Origin of the sequence: Curtobacterium sp. SL109, from assembly GCF_026672405.1 — a bacterium.
GTDB lineage: Bacteria > Actinomycetota > Actinomycetes > Actinomycetales > Microbacteriaceae > Curtobacterium.
The window spans coordinates 1,468,048-1,494,065 of the sequence record NZ_JAPPRB010000002.1; the positions used below are offsets into that span (position 1 = coordinate 1,468,048).

The following is a 26,018-nucleotide window of genomic DNA, read 5'->3' on the forward strand; positions in this document are numbered from 1 at the left end:
CATGACGAACGAAGCTCCCCACGCCTACGACGTGATCACCATGGGTCGCGTCAGCGTCGACATCTACCCGCAGCAGACCGGCCCGCTCGAGGACGTCGAGACGTTCTCCAAGTCCGTCGGCGGCAGCGCCACGAACGTCGCCATCGCCGCAGCCCGCCACGGTGCGGACGCCGCCGTCATCACCCGTACCGGCAACGACCCCTTCGGCCGGTACATCGCGCGCACCCTGCCCGAGTTCGGCGTCGCGAACGCCTTCGTCGAGACGGTCGACGGCCTGAACACCCCGGTCGCCTTCTGCGAGCTGTTCCCGCCGGACGACTTCCCGCTGTACTTCTACCGCGCACCCAAGGCGCCGGACCTGATGATCACGGCCAAGTCCCTGCCGCTCCACGAGATCGAGCGCGCACGGGTCTTCTGGACCACCGTGACCGGGCTGAGCGAGGAGCCCAGCCGCCAGGCGCACCACGTCGCGTTCGCGGCCCGGAGCGCGTCTGACCACCCCACGACGGTGCACACGGTGCTGGACCTCGACTACCGGTCGGTGTTCTGGTCCTCGCCGGCCGCCGCCACCAGGGAGGTCGCGGTCGCCCTCGAGCACGCCACCGTCGCCGTCGGCAACCGCGAGGAGTGCGAGGTCGCCGTCGGCGAGACCGACCCGGTCCGCGCCGCCGACGCCCTGCTGGAACGCGGGGTCGAGGTCGCGATCGTGAAGCAGGGGACGAAGGGCGTCCTCGCGAAGACCCGTGACGAGCTCGTCGAGCTCCGCCCGCACCACATCGACGTCGTCAACGGGCTCGGTTCGGGCGACGGCTTCGGGGGAGCACTGACCCACGGGCTGTTGCAGGGCTGGGGACTCGAGCGCGTGCTCGCCTTCGCCAACGCGGCCGGTGCCATCGTCGCGACGCGCTTCGAGTGCTCGACGGCCATGCCGACGAGCGACGAGATCGAGACGTTCCTGCAGGACAACCCGACAGAGGAGGCCGTCCATGCCTGAGATCAGCCCCGCTGCAATCGACCGCCTGCGCGACGTCCGCGCCGGTTCCCCGGAGGTCGTCGCGAGCACCCTCGCGTCCCGCACCCGCCGATCGCTGCTCGGTGACGACGGCAAGCTCTTCATCGTCGCGGCCGACCACCCCGCCCGAGGCGCGCTGGCCGTCGGAGACGACGAGTCCGCGATGGCCGACCGGTACGACCTGCTCGAGCGGCTCGTGGTCGCCCTCGGCCGCCCCGGCGTCGACGGGGTCCTCGGCACACCGGACATCCTCGAGGACCTCGCGCTCCTCGGTGCCCTCGACAGCAAGGTCGTCGTCGGGTCCATGAACCGCGGTGGACTCCGCGGCGCGACCTTCGAGATGGACGACCGGTACACGGCGTACTCGGCGGCGTCGATCAAGCGGTCCGGGTTCGACTTCGCCAAGCTGCTCGTCCGCGTCAACCTGCAGGACGCGGGCACCGCCCCGACGCTGGAGGCCACGGCGAAGGCCGTCACCGAGGCCGCCGCCGCGCAGCTCCCGATCATGCTCGAGCCCTTCATGTCCTCGTGGCAGGACGGCCGGGTCGTGAACGACCTGACGGCGGACGCCGTGATCACCTCGATGGCGATCGCCGCGGGACTCGGGGAGTCGAGCGCCTACAGCTGGCTCAAGATCCCGGTGGTCGACGACATGGCGCGGGTGATGGCGGCGACCACGCTGCCGACGCTCCTGCTCGGTGGCGACCCGTCGTCGCGTCCCCACGAGACCTACGCCATGTGGGCCGACGCCCTCGCCCTGCCGGGCGTGCGCGGTCTGGTCGTGGGTCGCACCCTGCTCTACCCGCCGGACGGTGACGTCGCCGCCGCGGTCGACGTGGCCGCCGGACTCGTCCACCGCCGGCCGGTCGGGGAGCCGTCCGGCGGTTCCCTCCACAGCCAGGAGGCTCGGGGCGGGTCCTCCACAGATCCGAACGACCCAGCCGCGCGGCTCGCCGGCTCCACGACCATGGACTCGTCCATCCCGGAAGGAAGCACCGCATGACGCTCACCGACACCGCCCTGACCACGATCGGGCACTGGATCGACGGGGCCCGCGTGGCCTCGACCTCCGGTCGGACCGCGCCGGTCTACGACCCGGCACTCGGGGTCGCGACGAAGCAGGTCGCGCTCGCCGACGACGCCGAGGTCCAGGCCGCGATCGCCAGCGCGAAGGCCGCGTTCCCGGCATGGGGCGACCTGTCCCTCGCCAAGCGCCAGCAGGTCCTCTTCGCGTTCCGCGAGATCCTGAACCGCGACAAGGCCGAGCTCGCCGAGATCATCACGAGCGAGCACGGCAAGGTCCTCGACGACGCGCTCGGCGAGATCGCCCGTGGACAAGAGGTCGTCGAGCTCGCGACGAGCATCCCGCAGCTGCTCAAGGGCGAGTTCAGCGATCAGGTCTCCACCGGGATCGACGTCTACTCGATCCGACAGCCGCTCGGCGTCGTGGGCATCATCAGCCCCTTCAACTTCCCCGCCATGGTGCCGCTGTGGTTCCTACCGATCGCGATCGCCGCCGGCAACACCGTCGTGCTCAAGCCGAGCGAGAAGGACCCGAGCGCCGCGCTCTGGCTCGCCGAGAAGTTCACCGAGGCAGGGCTGCCCGCCGGTGTCTTCAACGTCCTGAACGGGGACAAGGTGAGCGTCGACGGGCTGCTGACCAGCCCCGACGTACAGTCGATCTCCTTCGTCGGCTCCACGCCGATCGCGCAGTACGTCTACGAGACCGGCACCCGGCACGGCAAGCGCGTGCAGGCCCTCGGCGGCGCGAAGAACCACATGCTCGTGCTGCCAGACGCCGACCTCGACCTCGTCGCCGACAACGCCATCAACGCGGGCTTCGGGTCCGCCGGGGAGCGCTGCATGGCTATCTCCGTCGTCGTCGCGGTGGAACCGGTCGCCGACGAGCTCATCGAGAAGATCACCGAGCGTGCGGCCACCCTGCGCGTCGGTGACGGCCGTCGCGGGTGCGACATGGGCCCGCTCGTCACCGAGCAGCACCGCGACAAGGTCGCCTCGTACATCGAGGTCGCCGAGCAGGACGGTGCGGTGGTCGTGGTGGACGGCCGCACCGTCCGACCCGACGGTGACGAGAACGGCTTCTGGCTCGGCCCGACGCTGATCGACCGCGTCCCGACCACCAGCCGCGTCTACACCGAGGAGATCTTCGGACCGGTGCTCTCCGTCGTCCGGGTCGCCACGTACGAAGAGGGCCTCGAGTTGATCAACTCCGGCGCGTTCGGCAACGGCACCGCGATCTTCACGAACGACGGTGGCGCCGCCCGTCGGTTCCAGCGCGACGTGCAGGTCGGCATGATCGGCATCAACGTGCCCATCCCCGTGCCCGTGGCGTACTACTCGTTCGGCGGCTGGAAGAACTCGCTGTTCGGGGACCACAAGGCGTACGGCGCCGACGGCGTGAGCTTCTTCACCCGGCAGAAGGCCATCACGAGCCGGTGGCTGGACCCGTCGCACGGCGGCATCAATCTCGGCTTCCCGTCGAACAGCTGACGGCCCCGCACATGACGAACGACACCTGGTTCATCCCCGCCGGCTCGCGACCCGAGGACGGCTGGACGGACGTCGTCGACGGCCGCGTCGCGGGCTGGGCGCACACCGGTCTCCGCACCGGTGCGCTGTCCGACGGCGACGAGCTGCACCTGCCGTCCGACGCCGTCGAGCGCATCGTGGTGCCGCTCGCCGGCAGCTTCACCGTGGCGTACGGCGACACGACGCAGGCGCTCGAGGGGCGCTCGAGCGTGTTCGACGGGCCGACCGACGTCCTGTACCTCGGGTCGGGGACCGCGGCGACGATCACCGGACGCGGCCGGTTCGCGGTCGCTGAGGCCCCGACGGACGAGCACAAGCCATCGACCCACGTGCCCCGGCAGGACGTCCCGGTGGAGCTCCGCGGTGCCGGTCAGTCGAGTCGGCAGGTGCACAACTTCGGGACGCCCGCAGCGCTCGACGCCGTGAAGTTCATCGTGTGCGAGGTCATCACGCCCGCCGGCAACTGGTCGTCGTACCCGCCGCACAAGCACGACACGCACCGCCCCGGGCAGGAGTCCGACCTCGAGGAAATCTACTACTACGAGTCCGCCGTGGCCCGTGGTGTCGACGCCCCCGAGTCCGCCGACCCGTTCGCGCTGCACCGCACCTACGCCTCGGACGACCGTCCGATCGACGAGTTCCGCCAGGTCCGCACCGGCGACGTCGCCCTCGTGCCGTACGGGTGGCACGGTCCGGCCGTCGCCGCTCCCGGCTACGACATGTACTACCTCAACGTGATGGCCGGGCCCGACCCGGAGCGCGTCTGGAACATCACCGACGACCCCGCCCACGGGTGGGTCCGCCAGGTGTGGGAGTCGGAGACGATCGACCCCCGACTGCCCTACGAGCACGAGAAGGAGCCCGCGTGAGCACCCCCACACGCCGCATGACCGTCGGCCAGGCACTCGTCGAGTTCCTCGCGAACCAGTGGACCGTCGACGGGGACGTCCGCGAGCGCACGATCCCGGGCGTCTTCGGCATCTTCGGGCACGGCAACGTCGCCGGTCTCGGCCAGGCGATCAAGCAGCTGCACGTCGAGCAGCCCGGACTGCTGCCGTACCACCAGGCCCGCAACGAGCAGGCGATGGTGCACCAGGCGGTCGGCTACGCCCGGATGCACCGCCGCCGCGCGACCTACGCCGCCACCGCCTCGGTCGGCCCGGGCGCGGCCAACATGCTGACCGGCGCCGCGCTCGCCACGACGAACCGCCTGCCTGCCCTGCTCCTGCCGTCCGACACCTTCGCCACGCGCACCACCGACCCGGTGCTGCAGCAGATCGAGATGCCACACGACACCTCGGTGCAGGTCACCGACGCGTTCCGGCCGCTGTCGCGCTTCTTCGACCGGGTCGAACGGCCCGAGCAGCTCTTCTCGATCGCGCTCGCCGCGATGCGGGTGCTCACCGACCCCGCCGAGACCGGTGCGGTCACGATCGCCCTGCCCGAGGACGTGCAGGCCGAGGAGCTCGAGGTCCCCGTCGCGTTCCTGGCGCCGCGTGAGTGGCACGTCCGCCGGCCCCTGCCCGAGCACGGACCCATAGCCCGTGCGGTCGCCGCGATCCAGGCCGCCGAACGCCCGGTGATCGTCGCCGGCGGCGGAGTCCTGTACGCCGACGCGGCCGCCGAGCTGCGTGCCTTCGTCGAGGCCACGGGCATCCCGGTCGGCACCTCGCAGGCCGGTGGCGGTGCCCTGCCCTGGGACCACCCGCAGTACCTGGGCGGCATCGGCGCGACCGGCACGGCTGCCGCGAACGCGATCGCCGCGCAGGCCGACGTCGTGATCGGCATCGGCACCCGCTACAGCGACTTCACGACGGCGTCGCGCACGGCGTTCCAGCACCCGGACGTCACCTTCGTCAACGTGAACGTCGCCGCGTTCGACGCCTACAAGCACGGCAGTCAGCTGCCGCTGGTCGCCGACGCCCGGGAGGCCCTGGTCGCGCTGACGACGTCGCTCGCGGCGTACGCGGTGTCCGACGGGTACGCGGGCGAGATCGCGGACCGCAAGCGGTCGTGGGACGCCCTGGTCGACGAGGCCTTCGCACCCACGGGGGCTGCGCTGCCCGGGCAGTCGGAGATCATCGGCGCGGTCCAGTCCGCCTCGGACCCCCGCGACGTCGTCATCCAGGCGGCCGGTTCGTTGCCGGGCGACCTGCACAAGCTGTGGCGGGTCCGCGACGAGCTCGGGTACCACGTCGAGTACGCGTTCTCGTGCATGGGCTACGAGATCGCCGGCGGGCTCGGTGTCCGACGCGGCGCACCCGACCGCGACGCCATCGTCATGGTCGGCGACGGCTCCTACCTGATGCTGCACACCGAACTCGTCACCGCGGTGGCCGAGGGCCTGAAGATCATCGTGGTGCTCATCCAGAACCACGGGTACGCGTCCATCGGGCACCTGTCCGAGACCGTCGGCTCGGAGCGCTACGGAACCAGGTACCGCTACCTCGACGACGCCACCCAGTCGTTCGACAACGGCGAGCCGCTGCCCGTCGACCTGGCCGCGAACGCCCGGTCGTACGGCGTCGACGTGATCGAGGTCGAGCCGGGTCCGGGTGCCATCGACGACCTCCGGGCAGCCGTCCGCCAGGCCAAGGCGAACGAGCACACGACGCTCATCCACGTGAACTCCGACCCGCTGGTCTACGCACCCCACGGCGACGGGTGGTGGGACGTCCCGGTCGCGCAGATCTCGACGCTCGAGAGCACCCGGGCCGCCCGCGCCGACTACGAGCAGCACCTCGCCGCACAGCGACCGCTGCTCGGCTGACACCACCCCGAGACGCTGACACCACCCCGAGACAGAGAGCGACAGCGACGTCATGACCGACACCGCCACCCCCATCGGCACCCCGTCCGAGGACGCCACCGGTGCCTCGATCCGCATCGGCACCGCGCCGGACTCCTGGGGCGTCTGGTTCCCGGACGACCCTGCCCAGGTGCCGTGGCAGCGCTTCCTCGACGAGGCGAGCGCTGCCGGCTACGAGTGGATCGAGCTCGGCCCGTACGGCTACCTGCCCACCGACCCGGCCCAGCTGTCCGACGAGCTCGGGTCCCGCGGACTCAAGCTGTCCGCTGGCACGGTCTTCACCGGGTTCCACAAGGGCGACGACCAGTTCCAGCGCGCATGGGACCAGGCCGTCGCGGTCGCGGGGCTCGCGGCTGCGCTCGGCGCCGAGCACCTCGTCACGATCCCGGACCTGTGGCGGTCGGACGCCACGGAAGAGGTGCTCGAGGCCCGCACGCTTGACGACGAGCAGTGGCAGCGGCTCGGCAGGGGCCACGACCAGCTCGGCAAGGCGCTGTTCGAGGAGTTCGGCGTCCACCAGCAGTTCCACACGCACGCGGACAGCCACGTCGGCACGTACAAGGAGACCGTGCGCTTCCTCGAGGTCACGAACCCGGAGTACACGAACCTCTGCCTGGACACCGGCCACTTCGCGTACTACGGCGGCGACTCCCTCAAGCTCATCGCCGAGCACCCCGAGCGCATCGGCTACCTGCACCTCAAGCAGGTCGACACCGACCTGCTGTTCGACGTGTTGAAGAACGACGTCCCCTTCGCCACCGCGGTGTCCCAGGGGATCATGACTGAGCCGCCGCACGGAACCCCGGAGCTCGCGCCGATCATCGAGGCCGTCGCCCGGATCAACCCGGAGATCTTCGGCATCGTCGAGCAGGACATGTACGGCTGCTCCGTCGACGCCCCCGGCCCGATCGCCGAGCGCACGTTCCAGCACATCCTCGGGTCCACGTCGGCCGCTCGGGCGTCCTGAGCACCGTCCGCACCACCATCACCACGCCGTCGCCCACGACGGCGTTCCGCGACACAGTCGTCCACCACAGGAGAACCTCATGACCACCGGAAACCTCCGCGTCGCCGTCGTCGGCGCCGGCATGATGGGCGCCGACCACGTCCGTCGCATCACCGCGAAGATCTCGAACGCCGACGTCGTCGCGGTCGTCGAGCCCGACCAGGCCCGCGCCGACGCGGCTGCCGCAGTCGCGCCGGGTGCCGTCACCGCGGCCTCCTTCGACGAGGCACTCGACCTGACGCCGATCGACGCCGTCGTCATCGCGACGCCCGGGTTCCTGCACGAGCCGATCCTGGTGACGGCCCTGGAGCGCGGGCTCACCGTGCTGTGCGAGAAGCCCCTCACGACGAGCGCCGAGGACTCCTTGCGCATCGTCGAGCTCGAGCAGACGAAGGCCGACCGACCCAAGATCCAGGTCGGGTTCATGCGCCGCTTCGACACCGGCTACCAGGAGCTGAAGGCGCTGCGGGAGTCCGGGGCGAACGGCGCACTGCTCGCGCTGCACCACGCGCACCGCAACCCGACGACCCCGCCGAACTTCAGCGAGTCGATGCTCATCCACGACTCGGTGATCCACGAGATCGACATCATCCCGTTCATCACCGGCGAGGCGATCACGAGCGTCGAGGTCAAGAAGCCCCGCCAGAACTCCCTCGCCCCGGCCGAGCTGCCCGAGCCGCAGTTCGTGCTGTTCACCACCGAGTCGGGCACCATGGCGATCGTCGAGATCAACGTCAACGCCCAGTTCGGCTACCAGGTCACCACGGACGCCGTGTTCGAGTCGGGCGTCGCGTACATCGGCCGCGAGACCTCGCAGCTCGTCGTCTCGGCCGGTGTGTCCGGCCAGGGGGTGACCCCGTCGTACAAGGAGCGCTTCGCCGCCGCCTACGACGAAGAGGTCCAGCGCTGGGTCGACGCCGCACGCCTCGGCGGCATCGACGGCCCGAGCGCCTGGGACGGCTACACGGCGTCCGTCGTCGCCGAGGTCGCCGTCCGTGCCCAGCAGAGCGGCGCGCACGAGCAGGTCGAGTACGCGGTCGCGAAGCCGGCGTTCTACGCCGACGCCCCGGTGCTCACGGAGGCGTAGCCCGTGCCGAAGATCGCCCTCGACCCCACGCCCTTCCACCACGACCTCGACCTGCTCGAGTTCCCGCGGAAGGTCGCCGAACTCGGCTACGAGTACCTCCAGCTGACCCCGCACCGCGACTTCATCCCGTTCTTCCGGCACCCGAAGGCCGACGACGACCTCGTCGACGCCTTCGCCGCGTCCTGCGCGGACGCCGGGGTCCAGGTGGCGAGCGTCCTGCCGGTGCTGCGCTGGTCAGGCCCCGACCGCGAGACCCGTGAGACCGCCGTCAAGCAGTGGAAGCGCGTGATCGAGATCACCCAGCGCCTCGGGGTGGACACCATCAACACGGAGTTCTCCGGACGACCCGAGCGGGCCGAGGAGTCCGAGGCGCAGTTCTACTGGGCGATGGAGGAGCTGCTCCCGGTCATCGAGGCCGCCGACCTCCGCGTCCTCATCGACCCGCACCCCGACGACTTCGTCGAGCAGGGCCTCGAGGCCCTGCGGGTGATCCGTGGGCTCAACTCCAAGCACGTCGGGTTCGTGTACGTGGCCTGCCACACGTTCCACTACGGCGGCGACATGGACGCAGTCATCGACGCCGCGGGGGACTCCCTGCAGCTCGTACACGTCGCGGACGCGTTCGACCACCACCGCTCCCACGGCCTCCGCTACATCACCAACCCGCCGGGCAACGCCGTCCGCGTCCACCAGCACCTGCCGGTGGGCCAGGGCGACGTCGACTTCGACCGGTTCTGGGCAGCGCTCGACCGCGTCGGCTTCTCGGCGCGTGAGGACACCGTCGCGGTGTCGAGCGTCTTCGCCGAGGACGAGAACGCGGACGAGGTCTCGCGCTTCCAGCTCGACACGATCACGAAGGGACTGCACCGATGACGACCGCAACGACGCCGGCAACCACGACTGCACCAACGAACGACGCACAGGAGAACCCCGCCGACACCCGCCCGGTCACGCTCCAGGCGGCCGAGCAGACCCCGACCGCCCTGTGGAACGACTCCGCCGACCCGCGCGAACTGGCCACCGCCATCCACCTGTACGGCGCCGTCGGGGCGACCTGCAACCCGGTCATCGCGTACACCTGCATCCAGCAGGACCCGGAGACGTGGGTCCCGCGCATCCGCGAGATCGCCGCCGAACACCCGACGGCGGGGGAGTCCTGGATCGGGTGGAAGGCGGTCGAGGAGCTCTCGATCGCCGCGGCCGCCCAGCTGCTTCCCGCGTTCGAGGCCTCCGGGGGACGCAACGGCCGGCTCAGCATGCAGACCGACCCGCGCTTCCACCGCGACCAGGACGCCCTCGTCGAGCAGGCCGTGCGGTTCTCCGGGCTCGCGCCGAACGTCATCGTGAAGATCCCCGCGACGAAGACCGGGATCGCCGCGATCGAGGAAGCCGCCTACCGCGGGGTGTCCATCAACGCGACGGTGTCGTTCACCGTGCCGCAGGTCGTCGCCGTGGGTGAGGCCATCGAGCGCGCGCTCGACCGCCGGGCCGCGGACGGCCTGCCGGACCAGGAGTTCGGCCACGTGGTCACCCTGATGGCCGGGCGCTTCGACGACTGGCTGAAGACCTCGGTGCAGCGCGACCACGTGATGATCGACCCCGGGTACCTCGAGTGGGCCGGCGTCGCCGCGGTGAAGAACGCGTACCGGATCTTCCGGCAGCGCGGGTTCCGTTCGCGGGTGCTCGTCGCGGCCTTCCGCAACGCCCTGCAGTGGTCCGAGTTCCAGGGCGGCGACCTCGTCGTCTCCCCGCCGTTCCAGTGGTCGAAGGACATCAACGACAACGCGTTCCCGTTCCGTCCCGACGCCATCGACGACGAGGTCCCGGCCCACGTGCTCGACGCGCTGCGTGCGGCGACGCCCGAGTTCGCTCGCGGGTACGACGAGGACGGCATGACGATCGACGAGTTCGACCGCTTCGGTGCCACCGTCACGACGCTCCGCCAGTTCCTCGACGCGGACGCCAAGCTCGACGCCCTGGTCCGCGACATCATCGTCCCGGCCGTCTGAGCGCGATGGACTCGGTCGGCGTCGGACTGATCTCCGTCGGGTGGATGGGGCGGCTGCACTCGCGTGCGTACCGCGCGCTGCCCGACCACTTCCCCGAGCTCGGCGTCCGGCCGCGGCTCGTCGTCGCGGCGGACCCGGTGCCCGAGGCCCGTGTGCAAGCGATCGACCGTCTCGGGTACGAGCGTGCCGTCGCCGACTGGCACGAGGTCCTCGCCGACCCGGCCGTCGACGTCGTGTCGATCTGCTCGCCGAACTTCCTGCACCGCGAGATGGCCGTCCTCGCAGCCGAGGCGGGCAAGCCGTTCTGGATCGAGAAGCCGATGGGCCGCTCCGCCGAGGACTCGCGCGCGATCCACGACGCCGTCCAGCGCTCGGGCGTCATCACGAGCGTCGGCTTCAACTACCGGCACGCCCCCGCGATCGAGCGCGCCCGCGAACTGGTCCGGAGCGGTCGACTCGGCCGGGTCACGACCGTGCGCGGATCGTTCCTGGCCGACTACTCCGCCGACCCCGCGGCACCGCTGACCTGGCGGTTCGAGCGGGACCGTGCGGGGTCCGGTGTCCTCGGCGACCTGCTCTCGCACGGCCTCGACCTGGCGCAGTACCTGGTCGGGCGGATCAGCAGCGTCACCGCGCTCGCCGACACCGTCGTCACCGAGCGTCCCGTCCCGGGCGCCGGGATCGTGGACCGGAGCGCCGCCGCGACCGGCGCGCTCCGACCGGTGGAGAACGAGGACTACGCCGCCCTGCTCCTCCGCTTCGACGGTGGTGCGGTCGGCACGATGGACTCGAGTCGGGTCATGCACGGGCCCCACGCCGAGTACGCGATCGAGGTCTACGGCACCCGGGGCTCCGTGCGCTGGGACTTCCAGCGGATGAACGAGCTCCAGGTCGCACTCGACGGGCAGGAGTCGTCCGGCTACACCACGCACCTCGTCGCGCCGGGCGACGGCGAGTTCGGCCGGTTCCAGCCGGGCGCCGGGACGGCCATGGGCTACGACGACCTGAAGACCATCGAGGCCGCCCAGTTCATCGCCAGCGTCCGTCGCGGAGAGCAGCTCGCGCCGTCGGTCGCCGACGGCCTGGCCGCTGCCTCGGTCGTCGAGGCCGCGGAGGCCTCCCTCGCCGACGGCGCCTGGCACGACGTCGCCCGCGTCGACGGGCCGCTCACCGCCGATGCGGCGACCCCCGTGCTCTAAACGGTCACCGAGACGGACGGGAGGCCCGGTGCCAGCAGGTGCCGGGCCTCCCGTCCGTCCGTGGCTCCGTCGGAGCCGTGGTACTTTGTCAGGACAAAGTCTCGACCAGCAGGAGGCACCATGCCGCTCGTCCGCATCGACCTGACCACCGGGCGCAGCCCGGAAGCCGTCCGCGCCATCGCCGACGCGATCCACACCGCCATCGTCGACGTCTACGGCATCCCGCCGCGTGACCGGTTCCAGATCATCACCGAGCACCCGGCGCAGCAGATCATCGCCGAGGACGCCGGGCTCGGCTTCGAGCGCACCGAGGGCGTCGTCATGATCCAGGTCTTCACGCAGCGCGGACGGACGGACGACGCCAAGACGACGCTCTACGCGGCGATCCACGACCGGCTCGTGGCGGTCGGTGTCGCGACGGAGGACGTCTTCATCGGTTACGTCGAGAACGGACCGCAGGACTGGTCGTTCGGCTTCGGCCGCGCGCAGTACGTCACGGGCGAGCTCGGCGTACCGGCAGCAGGGTAGGTCGGCCTGCCGGCGGTGGACCGCACGAGCGCCTACTTGTCGACGAGCGTGACCTCGAACGAGTAGCGGTCCGGGCGGTAGCAGTGCACGCCGTACTCGACCGCTCGGCCCGAGGCGTCGTACGCGGTGCGGCTCATGGTCAGGACGGGGTCGCCGTCCTCGATCTCGAGCAGGCTCGCTTCTTCGTCGGAGACCGCGCGGGCGCCGATCCGCTGCTTGGCGACGCGCATCGTGACCCCGCGAGCGCGGAGCAGCTGGTACAGCCCGTGGGACTGCAGGTCCGCGTCGGTGATCTCGAGGAACTCCGGCGGCAGGTAGTTCTCGAGGATGGCCATCGGCACGTCCTCGGCGAACCGCACGCGGCGGATGTGGACGACCGTCGTGCCGGGCTGCACGCTGAGCGCCTCGGCGACGGCCGGGCTCGCCGGGACGTCACTGCGCTCGAGGAGCTTCGTCGTCGGCTTCTGTGACCCCTGTCTCAGGTCGTCGAACAGGCTCGTCAGCTCGACCTTGCGCGTGACGGGCCCGTGCACGACCTGCGTGCCGATGCCGCGACGCCGGACGAGCAGGCCCTTGTCGACGAGGTCCTGGATGGCACGACGGATCGTCGGGCGGGACAGGCCGAGGCGCTCGCCGAGGGCGATCTCGTTCTCCAACCGCGAGCCCGGCGGCATCGCGCCGGAGCGGATCGACTCCTCGATGCGCGAGGCGACCTGGAAGTAGAGCGGCATCGGACCTGATCGGTCCAGGTCCATGAACAGGTCGGACGGCACCTGGCCTTCGTTGGTCATCGCTGTCCTTCGGGAGTGCGGCGTGCTGGCTGCGAGTGCGGCAGCGGAGCCGCGAGGGATTGTCGTGACAATACCATCGAGGCCGCGTCAGCCCGTGGAGCCAGGGGCCGCAGTCGGCCCGGGCCAGCCGATCCGGTCAGTCGGCGAAGATCATCGGGCGGTTCGACAGCCGCGGCTGGTTCGCGGCCCGCGGCTTCTCGGCGGGGATGCGCACGGGGTTGATCATCACCCGGGTCGCGGCTCCGAGGGCCTCGACCGTGGGGGCCTCGTGTCGCTGGGCGGCGTGCACGACGATCGCGGCGCAGGCTTCGGCGTCCGCTGCTGCGTCGTGGTGCTGGAAGTCCTCGAACCCCGCGGCCATGGCGGCCATCGGCAGGCGGTAGGAGTCGAGCGTGTACGTCTTGCGTGCCACCGCGAGGGAGCACATCGAGTGGTGCTCGGACAGCTCGATCCCCGTCGCCGAGCAGCCGCCCGCGATCACACCCATGTCGAAGCGCGCGTTGTGGGCGACGAGGACGTCTCCAGCGGCGAAGGCCACGATGTCCGGGTACTGCTGCTCCCACGTCTTCGCACGGACGACGTCCTCGGCAACGATCCCGTGGATGCGGGTGTTCCACTCGAGGAAGGCGTCGTGGCCGAACGGCGGACGGATGAACCACGACGCCCGCTCGACGACCCGGCCCGCGCGGACCTTCACGAGGCCGACGGAACACGCGCTGGCGGGCGAGCTGTTGGCGGTCTCGAAGTCGATCGCGGTGAAGTCCAATGACACGTCCCGATCGTCGCACGGGGTTCCGACATCGCCGGAACGCGCATCGGCGTTGCGTCAGCGGCGGCGGGTCCTGCGGGTGCCACGGCGTCGACGTGCGGTGATCCGCCAGGTCCTCGTGCGTCGTGCGTGCTCCGCCGTCCACCACGGGCGGAGGACCGTGCCGACGAGTTCGAACGCGAGCGCTGCCCCGTCGAGGCGCCACCGCGGCGGCAGGCTCCGGACGTGTGCCTCGATCGCCGCGGCGAAGTCCTCGGTGATCGTGGGGAAGGCGGCGTCCGCGGGCGGAGCGACCATCCGCCAGCGGTCATCCTCCTGGTGGTCGATGGCGGCGTCCTCGGGGTCGTACTCCACCAGGACGTCCGCTTCGAGCTCAGCCAGGGCGTCGTGCAGGGCGTCGAGTTCGCGGGGCGGCATGGCCTCGAGCGCGGCGATCGTCTCCGGCGTGAACCACCGCCGCTGGTCGCGGGCGTCGAAGCCCATCGAGTGCACGCCGAGCCGGTCGCGTTCGAACCACATGGCTGTCCTCCGTCTGTCGCCCCGCCACCAGGGTCTCAGGTGAAGGACGTGTCCGTGTCATCGGTCGGTCGGAGGACCCCGTCCCCCAGTCGGTCGGTGCCGTCCTACAGTCGGAGGATGGGAACCGCGCCCGACCGACCACCGCTCGTGCTGCTGCTCGCAGGTGCGGGGTACGGGCAGCAGGCCCCGCTCCTCTGGTGGTCGAGCGACATCGCCACGGCCGCCGGGTGCGAGGTCGTCGCACCCACTTGGGTTGTCGACGCGGCAGCGGACGCGGACCCGACGGCGTTCGTCGAGGCCGCGGTCGATGCAGCGCTCGCTGGCCGCACACCCGACCTGGTGGTCGCCAAGTCCTTCGGGTGCTTTGCCCTGCCGTGGGCAGTGCGGAACGCGGTGCCGGGAGTCTGGCTCACGCCGGTGCTGACGAACGACGCCGTCGCGGCGGCGCTCCGGGCCGCGCCCAGCACGCACGTCGCGATCGGCGGGACCGACGACACCATGTGGCGGCCGGACCGTGTCTCGGGAACTGCAGCGATCCTCCAGGCCGTCGACCGAGCTGACCCCCGACTTGAGGTGGCGGGCGACTGGCGCGCATCCCAGCGCCTGCAGGCCGAGGTCCTGGGAGTCGTCGAAGCGCGGGTCCGCGCCCTCGTCGTCCAGGTGCACCGCCGGTAGTCTCGCCCCATGAGCGATCCGCGCGACCTCGACGACCTGCTGGCGCAGGCCGAGCCCGTGGACGCGCCCCCGCACACCGCGCGAAGAGCGATCGCCCTCGCGGTCGCGCTGGCCGGCACCGGTGCCGCGATCGCGGTCGCGATCGCGATGGTGGTCGCTGGCGGATTCAGCGGCGTCCTCACCGCTGTCGTGTGGCTGATCTCGCTGGGGTCGGTCCCCAACGCGGACTGACCTGCGGACTGGAGGCCCGGGTCGGCTCCGGCGGGCAGCCGCCGGTAGGCTGTCCTCCCGTGGCTCTCACCATCGGAATCGTCGGTCTCCCGAACGTCGGCAAGTCGACCCTGTTCAACGCGCTCACCAAGAACTCGGTCCTGGCGGCGAACTACCCGTTCGCGACCATCGAGCCGAACGTCGGGGTGGTGAACCTGCCGGACCCGCGGCTCGACACGCTCGCTGAGCTGTTCAAGTCGGAGAAGACCGTGCCCGCGCCGGTGTCGTTCGTCGACATCGCAGGAATCGTCAAGGGCGCAAGCGAAGGTGAAGGCCTCGGCAACAAGTTCCTCGCCAACATCCGCGAAGCCGACGCCATCGCGCAGGTCGTCCGCGGGTTCACCGACGACGACGTCGTGCACGTCGCGAACAAGGTCTCGCCGAAGGACGACCTCGAGGTCATCAACACCGAGCTGATCCTCGCCGACATGGAGACCGTCGACAAGGCGATGCCGCGCTACGAGAAGGCGGTGAAGCTCAAGCAGATGGAGCCCGCCGTCCTCGAGACCGCCCGCGAGGTCCGCGCCACGCTCGAGCAAGGCACGCTCCTGTCCGCCACGAAGATCGACCTGTCGCCGATCGCGGAGCTCGGGCTGCTCAGCGCCAAGCCGTTCATCTTCGTCTTCAACGTCGACGAGGCCATCCTGACGAACGAGGACCGCAAGGCCGAGCTCGCGGCGCTCGTCGCGCCCGCCCAGGCCGTGTTCCTCGACGCCCAGGTCGAGTCCGAGCTCATCGACCTCGACCCCGCTGACGCCGCCGAACTCCTCGAGTCCACCGGTCAGACCGAGTCCGGGCTGAACCAGCTCGCGCGCATCGGCTTCGACACCCTCGGGCTGCAGACGTACCTCACCGCCGGCCCCAAGGAGTCCCGCGCGTGGACGATCGGCAAGGGGTGGAAGGCGCCCCAGGCTGCTGGCGTCATCCACACCGACTTCGAGAAGGGCTTCATCAAGGCGGAGGTCATCTCGTTCGAGGACCTCGTCGAGACGGGCTCCATCGCCGAGGCCCGTGCGCACGGCAAGGCCCGCATCGAGGGCAAGGACTACGTCATGCAGGACGGCGACGTGGTGGAGTTCCGCTTCAACAACTGATCGCTCTGCGTGCGTTTATCTTGGGGGGTATCAACGTGACCACGACAAACTTCGAAAATTGGGATTGGCTTCCCGGTGCTGCCGAGGAACTCGAGGCCTACTTTGTGAGGCTGCTTGCGAATCGTGTGAAGCCGCACGACGTCACTGCTCGTGCAAAGACGATCGCATCCTTCGAGAAGAAGCGTACAGCGAAGGCATACTCAAACCCAGACCAACAGATCACCGACACTATCGCGGTAAGGGTCATAACCTACTCCAACACAGATCGCGATGAAGTCGCCGATGTAGTGCGAGAACGTTTTACGGTGATGCGTGGCGAAGACCGCAACCCGGGTCTTGATCCGAATCGAGATGAGCGGCGACGGGGCTACGACTGCTGGCACATAGTTGTCACGGGAGAACAGGGGTCAGAGCCCACCGGGTTCATCCCAGGCGGAGGTCTAGGGCGCTATTTCGACGAATTTGGTGGCGTCGAAGTCCAGATCCGAACAGTCGCAGCGCACGCGTGGGCCCAGTTTGAACATGCACGTCGCTACAAGGGACGAGCATACGACGCTATCAGTGACCAGGATCAACAGACGATCGATCTCCTGTTCGGCGCAGCTTCCGATGCTCGGCGTGCGCTAGACGAGACCTTCGACGCGATTGATCGGATCCTGGCGCGTCCTACCGCAACGATACCAACTGAGGGTGTGTCAGACGAGACTCTAAAGCCTTCGGCCCGGCTTGACCGACCAGCTGTCGGTGCTAGCCATCGAGTGGATGTCGCTGAGCTTCGCGATTACCTTGCAAGTCGTTTCCCTGATGAGAAGCCTGGGTCGTCCGAAGGAGTGGAGTTCGGTGTCGAGCTTGTAGCTGCCTGTGGCTATGAAACCATCGGCGCGCTTGCTGCGGACCTTGAGGCTGTTAAAAGCGACGAGGTGCGAGCACTCATGGATTATGACGTTCCGGTGACTCGGGTCCGACGGCTCGACGATGACCTCCTGGCGTTGTTCAAGGAGGAGTACGTGCAGCTCACCGGAACTGTCGGCAGCGTCAAGTCGCGGGCGAAACAGCTCGCCTGGCGGTTCGACCGACTGCGGGGCAAGACCGGATATCTCCGTTACTCGTTCGAAGGGGAAGACTGCCCGTTTGAGCTTCGCGGCGCGCTATTACCCGCCGCGGGCGCGTTCCGCGAAGCCGTGCGCATCATTGCCAACTCGATCGGTGCGGAGAAAGTTTTGCGGCCGTCCGTCGTGAGCAGGCACGACAACCTCCCGAAGGGCGCGCGGGCAAGGTCGGTTATGCTCGATTCCGGAGAGCAACTCTTCGTTGCCTCGAACCTCAGGGCTGACGCTTCGGAGGGGCTCACGACCGAGCTTCTGCAAGCCGCCTCGATGGACTTCCGTCTGGTAAAGGACGGCCAGACATTTCGACGTCCTCCGGCTTTAGCTGAAGGTTTGGTGTCCACTTGACCATGTCAGCTAGGCATCTCTCTCATCCTCCCCCCCCCCCGGGGGGACAGGAGACCGTCTAACTGTGCCGAGACGTCGCTGGCGACGAGCGGCCGTCGATTTGTTTCGACTGCGGGATGTGGTGGAGTTCCGCTTCAACAACAAGTCGGTCAGGGCTGGCGGGATCGTCGCCACGTCCTGAGGTTCAGCACGAAGCTGACAGCGCCCGACAGCGCCATCCACGATCCCGCAGACCAGCATGAAGTGGTCGGGGCTGTTGACGTTCCCGACAGCGAGTCCGATGCCGCACACGGTGAGGACCGCGTTCAGGACCACGGTCCACCCGGTAGCGGTGTTGCTCTGCTTCGTCTGCACGCCGACACCGTATGCCACGCGGCTCTCCCGCAATCGAAGCCGGGGGGGCTACGGTGACGCCATGACGTACACGGTCGACTTCGTCGACGTATCGACCACCGGCCTCGAGACGTCCCCGGTCGCCCCGGCCCTCGCCGGCCTCCGCGCAAACGAGGCCCGCTACTACAAGAACAAGTACGACCACGTGTTCGTCACGAGCACCCCGCAGGAAGCGCCCGACGTCCTCGACCTCGTGACCCAGGTCCTGCACGACGAGCGGGGCATCGTCATCGCGTCGCCGCCCCTCGAGGTCAGCGGCTTCGAGGTCGAAGGCCTGCGCATGGCCTACGTCTTCTACGAGTCGGGCCTGGCGATCAACGTCATGTACGCCGTCGAACCGGGTGGCAAGCGTGCCGTCGGCTTCAAGCTCTCGCTCGGGATGGACGTTCCCGACGAGCTCTTCTCGTTCAAGTTCGCCCGGCAGCGGTCGAAGCTGGCGGGGGAGATCCGCGGGTCCTACTTCGTGATCAAGGGCGAGTACTGACTCGCAGGCGGATCCTCACCGCAGCGTCAACACCTCGGCGCCGTCCTCGGTGATCGCGATCGTGTGCTCGCTGTGCGCCGTCCGGGCTCCCGTGGCGCTCCGCAGTGTCCAGCCGTCGTCGTCGGTCACGAGCTCGTCGGTGTCCGCCATGATCCAGGGCTCCAGCGCGAGCAGCAGCCCGGGGCGGAGGGTGTAGCCGCGACCAGCGCGGCCGTCGTTCGCGATGTGCGGGTCGCCGTGCATGGTCGACCCGACCCCGTGCCCGCCGAACTGCAGGTTGATCGGGTACCCGGCGTCCGTCAGGACGGAACCGATGGCGTGCGACAGGTCGCCGATCTTCGCCCCCGGAGCGGCGGCGGCGATACCGGCGGCGAGGGCTCGCTCCGTGACCTCGATCATCGCCAGGTCCTCGGGCGCGGCAGCGGTCCCGACCACGAAGCTCACGGCGGAGTCCGCGACGACGCCGTCGAGCGTCACCGCCAGGTCGAGCGTCAGCAGGTCGCCGTCCCGTAGCCGGTAGTCGTGGGGGAGCCCGTGCAGCACGGCGTCGTTGACCGAGGTGCACACGAAGTGCCCGAAGGGACCGCGGCCGAACGGGGGGGCGTAGTCGACGTAGCAGGACTCGGCGCCGGCTTCGCGGATCATCGTCTCGGTCCACCGGTCGATGTCGAGCAGGTTCGTCCCGACCGTCGTCCGCTCCTGCAGCCGGCGCAGCATCGACCCGACGAGGGCTCCGACTGCTCGGGCGCGGGGGAGTTCGGACGGGGTGAAGATCTCGATCATGCCGACAACTGTACCGGTATTAGTATCGGGGCCATGGTCCGTCTCCCACTCACAGCTGCCGACATCGAACGCGGGCAGCGCCTGGGCGCATTGCTCCGTCGGGCGCGAGGGGATCGGTCGATGCTCGAGACCGCCTTGAAGGCGGGCGTCTCGCCGGAGACGCTCCGCAAGATCGAGACGGGGCGGGTCGCGACGCCCGCCTTCCCGACGATCGCCGCCATCGCCGGCGTGCTCGGGCTCTCCCTCGACGAGGTCTGGTCCGAGATCAACGACCTCAGTCGAGCAACACTTCGATCACCTGCGGGATCCGCTGCTCGATGACGTCCCAGACGATGTCCTCGGTCGTGCCCTGAGCGACTCGCTCACAACGGGACTGCCTGGGCTTGGACGTGCGCGAAGTGCCCGTCGTGCGTCTGGTCGTCGGTGAGCAGATCGACTGGGAAGCCAGTGATCTCCTCGACCGCCAGCGCGAACGCGCCCAGGTCGAACAACGAGACCGAGTCGGTCATGGCGACGAGCAGGTCGATGTCGCTGTCCTCGGTGTCCTCGCCACGAAGGACAGACCCGAAGACCCGCACGTCCGACAGGTGGAACCGTTCGGCTGCTTCGCGGATCGCGTCGGCGTAGAGCGTGAGTGGGATGCTCGGGCGGAGTCGCAATGCTCGGAGTATCCGCTCCAACGATTCGGACGACGGGTGCGCGAGACCACTCTCGTATGCAGAGATGACCGACCTCGGCACATCCACCGATCGGGCGAGGTCGTCCCGAGACATGCCGATGTCGAGGCGGGCACGACGAATGAGCTGTGCAGCTCTGTCGGTTCTCATTCGCATCCTCCTCCGAGCGATCACAAGCCTCCTCCTCATCCATCCAACGCACCTGCCGGGCGGACGTGCACCCGTGGTGCCTACCTTCGAGAGCGGAGGTGGAACGTGAAGTACATCAACTACGACGGAAGCGTCATCATGACGGGCGATCGCATCGCCGAAGCGCTCGCTGACTATGCGGCGGTGCTCGGGGCGAACGGACGTACGGACGCGGTCCACGTCCCGACGATCGGTGCCGACGGAGCGATCGAGACGTCGACGGTCCTGGTGGGGCCGGCGAGCGAGCTCGTGCTGACCCAGGCCCCGGACGACGAGCTCGACCTGGAGGACCCGGCGTTCATCCGACGTCTCCGCGACGCCGCTTCGAAGGCCGGACCGGAGCAGCCCCTGTACGCGGACGGGCGGACGCCCTTCGCGGGCGTCGACGAGGACCCGCAGCCGGTCTAGGACCCCGGCCACGGCCCACGACGACGAAACGCCGCCGAGGAATCGGCGGCGTTTCGTGTGTCCGGATCAACCGGACGAGTCTGGTCAGTGACCGGACAGGAGGCTCGGCTCAGGCTGCGAGCGCGAGCTCGGACCGGCGGATGGTGACCGCCTGGAGGATGGTGCGGCTCGCCTCGCCGCGCCAGGACCGCCCGGGGACGGTCCAGCCGGCTTCGCCGTCGACCTCGACACGGATGCCGGGGGTGACGAAGAGGTCCAGCGTGTCGACCGGCACGCGCACGAGGTACTCGCGCTGGGTGTCGGCGTCGCGCACGGGGAACTCGGCGATGCGGTCGGGGGAGATGACGGGTGCCGCGGTGGCGGTCCCGACGATGGTGATGCGTTCGTTGCTGGTCATGGTGCTGTCTTCCTGGGCTGCTGGCGTCCCCGCGGTGCGGTCCGACGGACGACTGGTGTCGCATCGGTCGCGTGTTGCGGGCACGCGCACGTCGGAATTCGACGTGCTGCTCGGCCTGGTCCGTGTGATCGGACGTGCGGGCGAGCGGTTGTCTCGTGGGAATGCGACTCGGGTGAGTCGGTGCGAGACGAGGTGGTGTGCGCGAGTCAGATGGGTTCGCTGCAATGCACCAACAGCACACAGTACGGCATGTCCGCCGGGTTGTCCAGTGACCGATCGGAGGACGGGAGGCTCGTGGCGGCGCCGCCACGAGCCTCCCGTCCGTCCCGTCGTCCGATCGGGTCAGTTGAGGGCCGGGGTGTCCTCCGGGACGACGCCACCGCCGTACAGGTCCGTGGCGAGGTCGCGCAGCGCGCGGAGCGCGACGCGCTGGGTCAGCGGACCGTAGGAGATGCGGGCGACACCGAGTGCTTCGTACTCGGCTGCGGGCAGTGCGCCGGGCAGGCCGATGACGCTGAGCCTGCCGCGTCCGAGTCCGTCGACGAGCTGCTCCACAACGTCGCGCTGGATCGCTCCGGGGACGAAGACGAGCGGTGCGCCGGCGTCGAGGAAGGCCTTCCCGCGGGCGATCGCGTCCGCGATGCTCTCGTCGATCGGTCGGTCCCCGCCCTTGGCGATGGCGTCGGTGCGGGCGTTGAGCTGGAAGGCGACGCCCTCCTGCTCGGCGGCCTGCATGATCGCGGCGACGCGGGCGACGGCCTCGTCGAACGGACGGAGGCGGTCCTCCACGTTGGCGCCCACGACGCCGAAGCCGATCGCGCGGCGGATGGTCTCGGCCGGGTCCTCGTAGCCGTCGTCGAGGTCAGCGCTCACCGGCAGGTCGACGGCCTCGGCCACGATGCGGGCGCCCTGCAGCGCGAGGTCCAACGGCATGCCGCCGTCCTCGTACCCGTACGAGGCGGCGATCGAGTGCCCGGCCGTCGCGATGGCGGTCGTCTCGGGGAGGGCCGCGACGGTCTTCGCGCTGATCGCGTCCCACACGTTGACGACGCGGAGGATCTCGGGTGCTTCGTGCAGGGACTTCAGGGTCTGCGCCTTGTCGGCGGTGCTGCTGCTCATGCGACCGAGCGTAGGCCGGGGGCCACGGCGCGGCTCAGGGGAGTGCGGAAGACGACGTCCGATGACGGACGGGCTCGCGCGCAGTCCGCGGCGCAGTGCATCCTGGGGACATGGCGAACGACGAGGAGGACCCGGTCGGCACGCTCCGCGGGGTCCGGACGAGCATCAAGTGGACGCGGTACGCGCCCGATGTGCTGCCCCTGTTCGTCGCCGAGATGGACCACGAGGTGGCGCCTGAGATCCGGCAGGCGCTGGTCGAGCGCGTGCAGCAGTCCGACCTCGGCTACCTCGACGGGCCCGGGCCGCTCGCTCCGGCCTTCGCGCAGTTCGCCCGGGAGCGCTGGGGCTGGGACGTCGACCCCGCCCGCGTGTACCTGGCGACCGACGTCAGCGTGGGGATCGTCGAGACCCTGCGGCTGGCGCTGCCCGACGGTGGCCGGGTCGCCATCACCCCGCCGGTGTACCCGCCGTTCTTCGAGCTGGTCGAGGAAGCCCGATGTCAGGTCGAGGAGGTCCCGCTCACGGAGCGCTGGGGCGTGTACCGGCTCGACCTCGACGCGCTCGAGCGCGCCTTCGCCGACGGCGTCCGCGTCTTCCTGCTCTGCAACCCGCACAACCCCATCGGGCTCGTGCACGACCGCGCCGACCTCGAGGCCCTGGCGACGCTCGCCGCCCGCCACGACGTGCTCGTGATCAGCGACGAGATCCACGCCCCGCTCACCCACCCGGGCGTGCAGTTCACCCCGTTCGCCGCGATCGCCGAACCGCTCGGCGCGCTGAGCGTCTGTGTGACGTCGGCGAGCAAGGGCTGGAACCTCGCCGGTGTGAAGTGCTCGGTCATCGTCGCGGGGGACGCCCGCACCGCCGAGCTCCTCGACACGCTGTGGGAAGAGGTGGCCTGTCGCACGAGCATCCTCGGCCTGCACGCCAACCTCGCCGCGTTCACCCTGGCGGTCGGGTGGCTCGACGACGTCATCGACCGCATCGTCGCCAACGACCGACTGCTCGCGAAGCTCCTCGCCGAACACCTGCCCGGAGTCGTCTACGCCCGGCCGCGCGCTGGTTACCTGGCGTGGTTGGACTTCCGTGGGCTCGGCCTCGGGGACGACCCGGCCGTCCAGCTCCGCGAGCACGCGTTCGTCGCGCTGAACTCCGGGTTGCCCTTCGGCACCGAGGGCCGTGGCTTCGCCCGCATCAACCTGGCGTGCTCGCCGGACACCCTGCGCGAGGCGGTGCTGCGGATCGCGGCGGCCTACCCGTCGAGCGCGCAGGAGGCCGTGGTCTGGCACGTCGCCTGACCCTGCTCCGTCCTGCTGGCCGCATGCTGCTGCTCGGTCCTCCACAGACACTCGCTGAGCACGCCCCGTCCACCGACCCGCACCAGGACGTCGTCGACGTCCAGGCCTCGGCCATCGTCGAGGCATGGATCGCGACACCTGCCTGACTAGTGCAAGTAGACAGACTTGCCCAACCCAGGTTGGGCACCTACCGTGAAGCGGAGAGCGTTGATCGGTGAGTTGGCCCAACTGGCACGGCGACAGGGTGTCGAGTTCCTGTTGCGGCGCCACGGGGGTCGGCATGACGTGTACCAGTTCGATCAGCTGACCATCGTCGTTCCGCGGCATCGCGAGATCGACGAGCGGACTGCTCGCGGGATCCTCCGCGACTGCGAACGAGAAGGAGATGAGTGGTCATGAGTCGACACGCCGTGCGTGCCGAGCGCAGCAAGCAGTACTGGGTCATCTGGATCGACGGCGATCCGCGCACACAGGCGAAGCGTGCCCGTGACATCGAGATGATGGCGCGTGACTGGCTTTCGCTGATGCACGAGCGCGAGCCGGACACGTTCGACCTCGACGTCGAGGTGGTCGTGCCGGAGATCGCGCAGGCGCACCTCGACCGCGCCGCGGCGCTTCGCGAGGAGTCGGAGCGTGCACGAGCAGCAGCGACGAAGGAGACGGTGGCAGCCGCCGTCGTGTTGCACGACTCCGGCATGACGGTGCGGGAGATCGGTCCGTTGCTCCACGTGTCCCATCAGCGGGCGCAGCAGCTGGTGGCCGCGGGGCGGTGACGCTCAGCCGTCGATGTAGTGGTTCCGACCGAGGACACGGACGTGCAGGTCGACCTCGCTGGCGGGCACCTCGTCGGTGCGCGACACCCACTGCCGGGCGGCGAACCCGACGGACGACCACCGGGAGACCTCGGTGACGAGGAACCCGTCGATGAACACCTGCCACATGCCCTGTTCGCGGACGGCCTGGACCTCGTGCGTCGTCATGCGGCGAGCGTAGCAACGCGACGCCCGACGCCCGACGCTCAGCTGTCCGGCGGCGAACGACCGACGCCGGGCTCAGAGGTCGAGCACCATCGCCACGTCGGCGCGCACGTAGGGGCTCGGGTGCCGTTCGTCGGCGGTCAGGTGCCGGAACCCCGACGTCTCGTAGAGGTGCACGGCGCTGGCGAGCGCGGAGTTCGTCTCGAGGGTGATCCGCTGCGCACCGAGTGCCCGCGCCCGGTCGATCGCCGCACGGATGAGCCGACGACCGGTGCCGTGCCCCTGGTGCTCGGCGGAGACGGCCATCTTCACGAGCTCGAACACGCCCTCACCCTCGGGCGCGATGCCGACGCAGCCGACGACCTCGTCGCCGAGCCGCGCGATGAACACCGCCCCGCCCGGTTCGATGATGCAGCCGGCGGGGTCGCCGAGGATCGCGCGGTCCGCGTCCTCGAGCGTGAAGAAGCGGGTGATCCAGGCCTCGTTGAGGGTGCGGAACGCGTCGGCGTCGGCGGGGGTCCTGAGGTCGTCGATGATGACGGAGGCGGTGTCGGGCATGCACTCATCCTCGGACGCCGAGGAAGTCACGTCCAATACTCGTTCGCACGGATCGATACGCTCGGTGCATGGATCATCCCGACGTCGACCTGCGGCAGCTCCGCGCGTTCATGGCGGTCGCCGACGAGCTGCACTTCGGCCGGGCGGCGGCTGCGCTGCACATGGCCCAGCCGGCGCTGTCGCAGCAGATCCGCCGGACGGAGCGGGCGCTCGGCGTCGACCTGTTCGTCCGGACGTCGCGGAGCGTCGCGCTGACCCCGGCTGGTCGAGTGCTGCACGGCCGAGCCCGGTCGCTCCTGGCGCAGGCAGCCCGGGACCTCGACGAGACGGTGCGGGTGGGACGCGGAGAGGTCGGACGCCTCGACGTCGGGTTCGTCGTCTCGGCGCTGCCGCTCGGCCCGATCGAGCGCGTCCAGCGCTTCCGGGAGCGCCACCCGCTCGTCCGCGTCGAACTCACCGAGGGCTACACGTCCCGCTTGCTCGCCCGCATCGTCCGCGGTGAGCTCGACCTGGCGATCGTGCGGGACCCCGACCCGACCGAGGGCGTCCGCACCACGCTGTTCCGGAGCGAGCCGTTCGTCGCCGCGGTGCCCCGGTCGCACCGCTTCGCCGGGCGGACGGAGATCGCCGGGTCGGAGCTCCTCGACGACCCGTTCGTGTTCTTCCCGCCCGAGGCCGGCGCCGTGGCGACCGAGCGCAACCTGGCCCCGGTCGTGGCGGACGGGCGACGCCCCGTGGTCGTGCAGGAGGCCACCACGTGGGCGACCGTCCTGCACCTGGTCGGCGTCGGGCTGGGGGTGACGGTGGCGCCGGCGAGTGCGACCCTCGCCGCACCGGACACGGTCGTCCTGCTGCCGGTCGCGGGGGACCACCGCAGCGAACTGTGCTGGGCGTCACGGGTCGACGACGACCGCGAGGTCCTCCGCAACTTCATGGCCGCGACCGACTGACAGTACGGCAGCA

Annotated in this window: 31 protein-coding genes; 22 read left to right on the top strand and 9 right to left on the bottom strand. The window is 69.8% G+C overall.

The window, feature by feature from the left end; translation table 11 throughout:
• Position 1 precedes the first annotated feature (1 nt).
• The 11 genes from iolC to OVA28_RS08565 all read left to right on the top strand — a co-directional run bounded on the left by iolC (position 2) and on the right by OVA28_RS08565 (position 12,200).
• On the top strand, positions 2-994 hold the full coding sequence (gene iolC / locus OVA28_RS08515; RefSeq protein ID WP_268096600.1) for a 5-dehydro-2-deoxygluconokinase: 993 nt from the start codon (positions 2-4) through the stop codon (positions 992-994).
• On the top strand, positions 987-2,015 hold the full coding sequence (locus tag OVA28_RS08520) for a Cgl0159 family (beta/alpha)8-fold protein (protein WP_268096601.1): 1,029 nt from the start codon (positions 987-989) through the stop codon (positions 2,013-2,015). Before iolC ends, OVA28_RS08520 begins: the two co-directional genes overlap by 8 nt.
• On the top strand, positions 2,012-3,523 hold the full coding sequence (locus OVA28_RS08525; RefSeq protein ID WP_228504840.1) for a CoA-acylating methylmalonate-semialdehyde dehydrogenase: 1,512 nt from the start codon (positions 2,012-2,014) through the stop codon (positions 3,521-3,523). The genes OVA28_RS08520 and OVA28_RS08525 overlap by 4 nt, the downstream gene beginning before the upstream one ends.
• An 11-nt stretch (positions 3,524-3,534) precedes the next feature.
• Positions 3,535-4,431: a 5-deoxy-glucuronate isomerase gene (gene iolB / locus OVA28_RS08530; RefSeq protein ID WP_268096602.1), complete on the top strand. Its 897-nt coding sequence runs from the start codon at positions 3,535-3,537 to the stop codon at positions 4,429-4,431.
• A 17-nt stretch (positions 4,432-4,448) separates the two neighbouring features.
• A complete protein-coding gene (gene iolD, locus OVA28_RS08535) occupies positions 4,449-6,332 on the top strand; it encodes a 3D-(3,5/4)-trihydroxycyclohexane-1,2-dione acylhydrolase (decyclizing) (RefSeq protein ID WP_268098181.1) in 1,884 nt (627 codons plus the stop codon).
• 52 nt (positions 6,333-6,384) lie between these two features.
• Positions 6,385-7,338, top strand: a complete 954-nt coding sequence (locus tag OVA28_RS08540; protein WP_268096603.1) for a sugar phosphate isomerase/epimerase family protein — start codon at positions 6,385-6,387, stop codon at positions 7,336-7,338.
• Positions 7,339-7,417: 79 nt separating this feature from the next.
• Complete coding sequence (locus OVA28_RS08545; protein WP_268096604.1) at positions 7,418-8,464, top strand: Gfo/Idh/MocA family protein; 1,047 nt, start codon at positions 7,418-7,420, stop codon at positions 8,462-8,464.
• A gap of 3 nt (positions 8,465-8,467) precedes the next feature.
• On the top strand, positions 8,468-9,337 hold the full coding sequence (locus tag OVA28_RS08550; RefSeq protein ID WP_268096605.1) for a sugar phosphate isomerase/epimerase family protein: 870 nt from the start codon (positions 8,468-8,470) through the stop codon (positions 9,335-9,337).
• The gene (locus OVA28_RS08555; protein WP_268096606.1) at positions 9,334-10,473 is read left to right on the top strand and encodes a transaldolase family protein; all 1,140 of its coding nucleotides are present in this window, start codon (positions 9,334-9,336) and stop codon (positions 10,471-10,473) included. The genes OVA28_RS08550 and OVA28_RS08555 overlap by 4 nt, the downstream gene beginning before the upstream one ends.
• Positions 10,474-10,478: 5 nt before the next feature.
• Positions 10,479-11,672 (top strand): Gfo/Idh/MocA family protein, encoded by a 1,194-nt coding sequence (locus OVA28_RS08560; protein WP_268096608.1) that lies wholly within the window; start codon positions 10,479-10,481, stop codon positions 11,670-11,672.
• Positions 11,673-11,792: 120 nt separating this feature from the next.
• Complete coding sequence (locus tag OVA28_RS08565) at positions 11,793-12,200, top strand: tautomerase family protein (protein ID WP_194660553.1); 408 nt, start codon at positions 11,793-11,795, stop codon at positions 12,198-12,200.
• A 32-nt stretch (positions 12,201-12,232) separates the two neighbouring features.
• On the opposite strand, the gene OVA28_RS08570 is transcribed toward OVA28_RS08565, so the two are convergent.
• The 3 genes from OVA28_RS08570 to OVA28_RS08580 all read right to left on the bottom strand — a co-directional run bounded on the left by OVA28_RS08570 (position 12,233) and on the right by OVA28_RS08580 (position 14,279).
• Positions 12,233-12,991: a GntR family transcriptional regulator gene (locus OVA28_RS08570; RefSeq protein ID WP_268096609.1), complete on the bottom strand. Its 759-nt coding sequence runs from the start codon at positions 12,989-12,991 to the stop codon at positions 12,233-12,235.
• A 136-nt stretch (positions 12,992-13,127) separates the two neighbouring features.
• Positions 13,128-13,763 (bottom strand): exonuclease domain-containing protein, encoded by a 636-nt coding sequence (locus tag OVA28_RS08575; RefSeq protein WP_268096611.1) that lies wholly within the window; start codon positions 13,761-13,763, stop codon positions 13,128-13,130.
• Between the two features lie 54 nt (positions 13,764-13,817).
• Positions 13,818-14,279 carry a hypothetical protein gene (locus OVA28_RS08580; RefSeq protein ID WP_268096612.1) on the bottom strand — a complete coding sequence of 154 codons (462 nt, stop codon included), beginning with the start codon at positions 14,277-14,279 and terminating at the stop codon, positions 13,818-13,820.
• Positions 14,280-14,396: 117 nt separating this feature from the next.
• Between OVA28_RS08580 and OVA28_RS08585 the strand changes: the two genes are divergently transcribed.
• The 5 genes from OVA28_RS08585 to OVA28_RS08605 all read left to right on the top strand — a co-directional run bounded on the left by OVA28_RS08585 (position 14,397) and on the right by OVA28_RS08605 (position 18,649).
• On the top strand, positions 14,397-14,954 hold the full coding sequence (locus tag OVA28_RS08585) for a hypothetical protein (protein WP_268096613.1): 558 nt from the start codon (positions 14,397-14,399) through the stop codon (positions 14,952-14,954).
• A 9-nt stretch (positions 14,955-14,963) separates the two neighbouring features.
• A complete protein-coding gene (locus tag OVA28_RS08590) occupies positions 14,964-15,185 on the top strand; it encodes a hypothetical protein (RefSeq protein WP_268096614.1) in 222 nt (73 codons plus the stop codon).
• A gap of 59 nt (positions 15,186-15,244) precedes the next feature.
• The gene (gene ychF, locus OVA28_RS08595) at positions 15,245-16,318 is read left to right on the top strand and encodes a redox-regulated ATPase YchF (RefSeq protein WP_194660559.1); all 1,074 of its coding nucleotides are present in this window, start codon (positions 15,245-15,247) and stop codon (positions 16,316-16,318) included.
• Positions 16,319-16,353: 35 nt separating this feature from the next.
• Entirely contained in the window at positions 16,354-17,772 is a 1,419-nt protein-coding gene (locus tag OVA28_RS08600) for a GTP pyrophosphokinase (RefSeq protein WP_268096615.1), read from the top strand.
• 415 nt (positions 17,773-18,187) lie between these two features.
• A complete protein-coding gene (locus tag OVA28_RS08605; RefSeq protein WP_268096616.1) occupies positions 18,188-18,649 on the top strand; it encodes a phage tail protein in 462 nt (153 codons plus the stop codon).
• Between the two features lie 15 nt (positions 18,650-18,664).
• On the opposite strand, the gene map is transcribed toward OVA28_RS08605, so the two are convergent.
• A complete protein-coding gene (gene map / locus OVA28_RS08610) occupies positions 18,665-19,432 on the bottom strand; it encodes a type I methionyl aminopeptidase (RefSeq protein WP_268096617.1) in 768 nt (255 codons plus the stop codon).
• Positions 19,433-19,465: 33 nt separating this feature from the next.
• Between map and OVA28_RS08615 the strand changes: the two genes are divergently transcribed.
• The gene (locus OVA28_RS08615; RefSeq protein ID WP_268096618.1) at positions 19,466-19,753 is read left to right on the top strand and encodes a helix-turn-helix domain-containing protein; all 288 of its coding nucleotides are present in this window, start codon (positions 19,466-19,468) and stop codon (positions 19,751-19,753) included.
• A gap of 41 nt (positions 19,754-19,794) precedes the next feature.
• On the opposite strand, the gene OVA28_RS08620 is transcribed toward OVA28_RS08615, so the two are convergent.
• A complete protein-coding gene (locus OVA28_RS08620) occupies positions 19,795-20,298 on the bottom strand; it encodes a helix-turn-helix domain-containing protein (protein WP_268096619.1) in 504 nt (167 codons plus the stop codon).
• Between the two features lie 66 nt (positions 20,299-20,364).
• Between OVA28_RS08620 and OVA28_RS08625 the strand changes: the two genes are divergently transcribed.
• Positions 20,365-20,706 carry a hypothetical protein gene (locus tag OVA28_RS08625; protein WP_194660564.1) on the top strand — a complete coding sequence of 114 codons (342 nt, stop codon included), beginning with the start codon at positions 20,365-20,367 and terminating at the stop codon, positions 20,704-20,706.
• A gap of 109 nt (positions 20,707-20,815) precedes the next feature.
• Here the strand turns inward: OVA28_RS08625 and OVA28_RS08630 are convergent, their stop codons facing one another.
• Positions 20,816-21,103, bottom strand: a complete 288-nt coding sequence (locus OVA28_RS08630; RefSeq protein WP_268096620.1) for a hypothetical protein — start codon at positions 21,101-21,103, stop codon at positions 20,816-20,818.
• 342 nt (positions 21,104-21,445) lie between these two features.
• Positions 21,446-22,222 carry an isocitrate lyase/PEP mutase family protein gene (locus OVA28_RS08635; RefSeq protein WP_268096621.1) on the bottom strand — a complete coding sequence of 259 codons (777 nt, stop codon included), beginning with the start codon at positions 22,220-22,222 and terminating at the stop codon, positions 21,446-21,448.
• Between the two features lie 110 nt (positions 22,223-22,332).
• Between OVA28_RS08635 and OVA28_RS08640 the strand changes: the two genes are divergently transcribed.
• The 3 genes from OVA28_RS08640 (at position 22,333) to OVA28_RS08650 (ending at position 24,293) form a co-directional block, all read left to right on the top strand.
• Positions 22,333-23,520: a MalY/PatB family protein gene (locus OVA28_RS08640; RefSeq protein WP_268096623.1), complete on the top strand. Its 1,188-nt coding sequence runs from the start codon at positions 22,333-22,335 to the stop codon at positions 23,518-23,520.
• 23 nt (positions 23,521-23,543) lie between these two features.
• Positions 23,544-23,666, top strand: coding sequence for a hypothetical protein (locus tag OVA28_RS08645; RefSeq protein ID WP_268096624.1), 123 nt, complete (start codon positions 23,544-23,546; stop codon positions 23,664-23,666).
• Positions 23,667-23,915: 249 nt separating this feature from the next.
• On the top strand, positions 23,916-24,293 hold the full coding sequence (locus tag OVA28_RS08650) for a hypothetical protein (protein WP_268096625.1): 378 nt from the start codon (positions 23,916-23,918) through the stop codon (positions 24,291-24,293).
• Positions 24,294-24,296: 3 nt separating this feature from the next.
• Here the strand turns inward: OVA28_RS08650 and OVA28_RS08655 are convergent, their stop codons facing one another.
• A complete protein-coding gene (locus OVA28_RS08655; protein WP_194629625.1) occupies positions 24,297-24,500 on the bottom strand; it encodes a hypothetical protein in 204 nt (67 codons plus the stop codon).
• Between the two features lie 72 nt (positions 24,501-24,572).
• A complete protein-coding gene (locus tag OVA28_RS08660) occupies positions 24,573-25,055 on the bottom strand; it encodes a GNAT family N-acetyltransferase (RefSeq protein ID WP_268096627.1) in 483 nt (160 codons plus the stop codon).
• 68 nt (positions 25,056-25,123) lie between these two features.
• Here OVA28_RS08660 and OVA28_RS08665 point away from each other — a divergent pair, with 68 nt between their 5' ends.
• Positions 25,124-26,005: a LysR substrate-binding domain-containing protein gene (locus OVA28_RS08665; RefSeq protein ID WP_268096628.1), complete on the top strand. Its 882-nt coding sequence runs from the start codon at positions 25,124-25,126 to the stop codon at positions 26,003-26,005.
• Positions 26,006-26,018 lie beyond the last annotated feature (13 nt).

What these genes read in the sequence shown, in the direction of transcription:
- OVA28_RS08525 (WP_228504840.1), top strand. Translation starts at nt 2,012, where the DNA reads ATGACGCTCACCGACACCGCCCTGACCACGATCGGGCACTGGATCGAC.
- OVA28_RS08555 (WP_268096606.1), top strand. Translation starts at nt 9,334, where the DNA reads ATGACGACCGCAACGACGCCGGCAACCACGACTGCACCAACGAACGAC.
- OVA28_RS08540 (WP_268096603.1), top strand. Translation starts at nt 6,385, where the DNA reads ATGACCGACACCGCCACCCCCATCGGCACCCCGTCCGAGGACGCCACC.
- OVA28_RS08585 (WP_268096613.1), top strand. Translation starts at nt 14,397, where the DNA reads ATGGGAACCGCGCCCGACCGACCACCGCTCGTGCTGCTGCTCGCAGGT.
- OVA28_RS08565 (WP_194660553.1), top strand. Translation starts at nt 11,793, where the DNA reads ATGCCGCTCGTCCGCATCGACCTGACCACCGGGCGCAGCCCGGAAGCC.
- OVA28_RS08570 (WP_268096609.1), bottom strand. Translation starts at nt 12,991, where the DNA reads ATGACCAACGAAGGCCAGGTGCCGTCCGACCTGTTCATGGACCTGGAC.
- iolB (WP_268096602.1), top strand. Translation starts at nt 3,535, where the DNA reads ATGACGAACGACACCTGGTTCATCCCCGCCGGCTCGCGACCCGAGGAC.
- OVA28_RS08645 (WP_268096624.1), top strand. Translation starts at nt 23,544, where the DNA reads ATGCTGCTGCTCGGTCCTCCACAGACACTCGCTGAGCACGCCCCGTCC.
- OVA28_RS08640 (WP_268096623.1), top strand. Translation starts at nt 22,333, where the DNA reads ATGGCGAACGACGAGGAGGACCCGGTCGGCACGCTCCGCGGGGTCCGG.
- OVA28_RS08635 (WP_268096621.1), bottom strand. Translation starts at nt 22,222, where the DNA reads ATGAGCAGCAGCACCGCCGACAAGGCGCAGACCCTGAAGTCCCTGCAC.
- OVA28_RS08605 (WP_268096616.1), top strand. Translation starts at nt 18,188, where the DNA reads ATGACGTACACGGTCGACTTCGTCGACGTATCGACCACCGGCCTCGAG.
- OVA28_RS08660 (WP_268096627.1), bottom strand. Translation starts at nt 25,055, where the DNA reads ATGCCCGACACCGCCTCCGTCATCATCGACGACCTCAGGACCCCCGCC.
- OVA28_RS08665 (WP_268096628.1), top strand. Translation starts at nt 25,124, where the DNA reads ATGGATCATCCCGACGTCGACCTGCGGCAGCTCCGCGCGTTCATGGCG.
- iolC (WP_268096600.1), top strand. Translation starts at nt 2, where the DNA reads ATGACGAACGAAGCTCCCCACGCCTACGACGTGATCACCATGGGTCGC.
- OVA28_RS08620 (WP_268096619.1), bottom strand. Translation starts at nt 20,298, where the DNA reads ATGAGGAGGAGGCTTGTGATCGCTCGGAGGAGGATGCGAATGAGAACC.
- OVA28_RS08615 (WP_268096618.1), top strand. Translation starts at nt 19,466, where the DNA reads ATGGTCCGTCTCCCACTCACAGCTGCCGACATCGAACGCGGGCAGCGC.
- OVA28_RS08545 (WP_268096604.1), top strand. Translation starts at nt 7,418, where the DNA reads ATGACCACCGGAAACCTCCGCGTCGCCGTCGTCGGCGCCGGCATGATG.
- OVA28_RS08650 (WP_268096625.1), top strand. Translation starts at nt 23,916, where the DNA reads ATGAGTCGACACGCCGTGCGTGCCGAGCGCAGCAAGCAGTACTGGGTC.
- map (WP_268096617.1), bottom strand. Translation starts at nt 19,432, where the DNA reads ATGATCGAGATCTTCACCCCGTCCGAACTCCCCCGCGCCCGAGCAGTC.
- OVA28_RS08630 (WP_268096620.1), bottom strand. Translation starts at nt 21,103, where the DNA reads ATGACCAGCAACGAACGCATCACCATCGTCGGGACCGCCACCGCGGCA.
- OVA28_RS08520 (WP_268096601.1), top strand. Translation starts at nt 987, where the DNA reads ATGCCTGAGATCAGCCCCGCTGCAATCGACCGCCTGCGCGACGTCCGC.
- OVA28_RS08655 (WP_194629625.1), bottom strand. Translation starts at nt 24,500, where the DNA reads ATGACGACGCACGAGGTCCAGGCCGTCCGCGAACAGGGCATGTGGCAG.
- OVA28_RS08590 (WP_268096614.1), top strand. Translation starts at nt 14,964, where the DNA reads ATGAGCGATCCGCGCGACCTCGACGACCTGCTGGCGCAGGCCGAGCCC.
- iolD (WP_268098181.1), top strand. Translation starts at nt 4,449, where the DNA reads ATGACCGTCGGCCAGGCACTCGTCGAGTTCCTCGCGAACCAGTGGACC.
- OVA28_RS08560 (WP_268096608.1), top strand. Translation starts at nt 10,479, where the DNA reads ATGGACTCGGTCGGCGTCGGACTGATCTCCGTCGGGTGGATGGGGCGG.
- OVA28_RS08580 (WP_268096612.1), bottom strand. Translation starts at nt 14,279, where the DNA reads ATGTGGTTCGAACGCGACCGGCTCGGCGTGCACTCGATGGGCTTCGAC.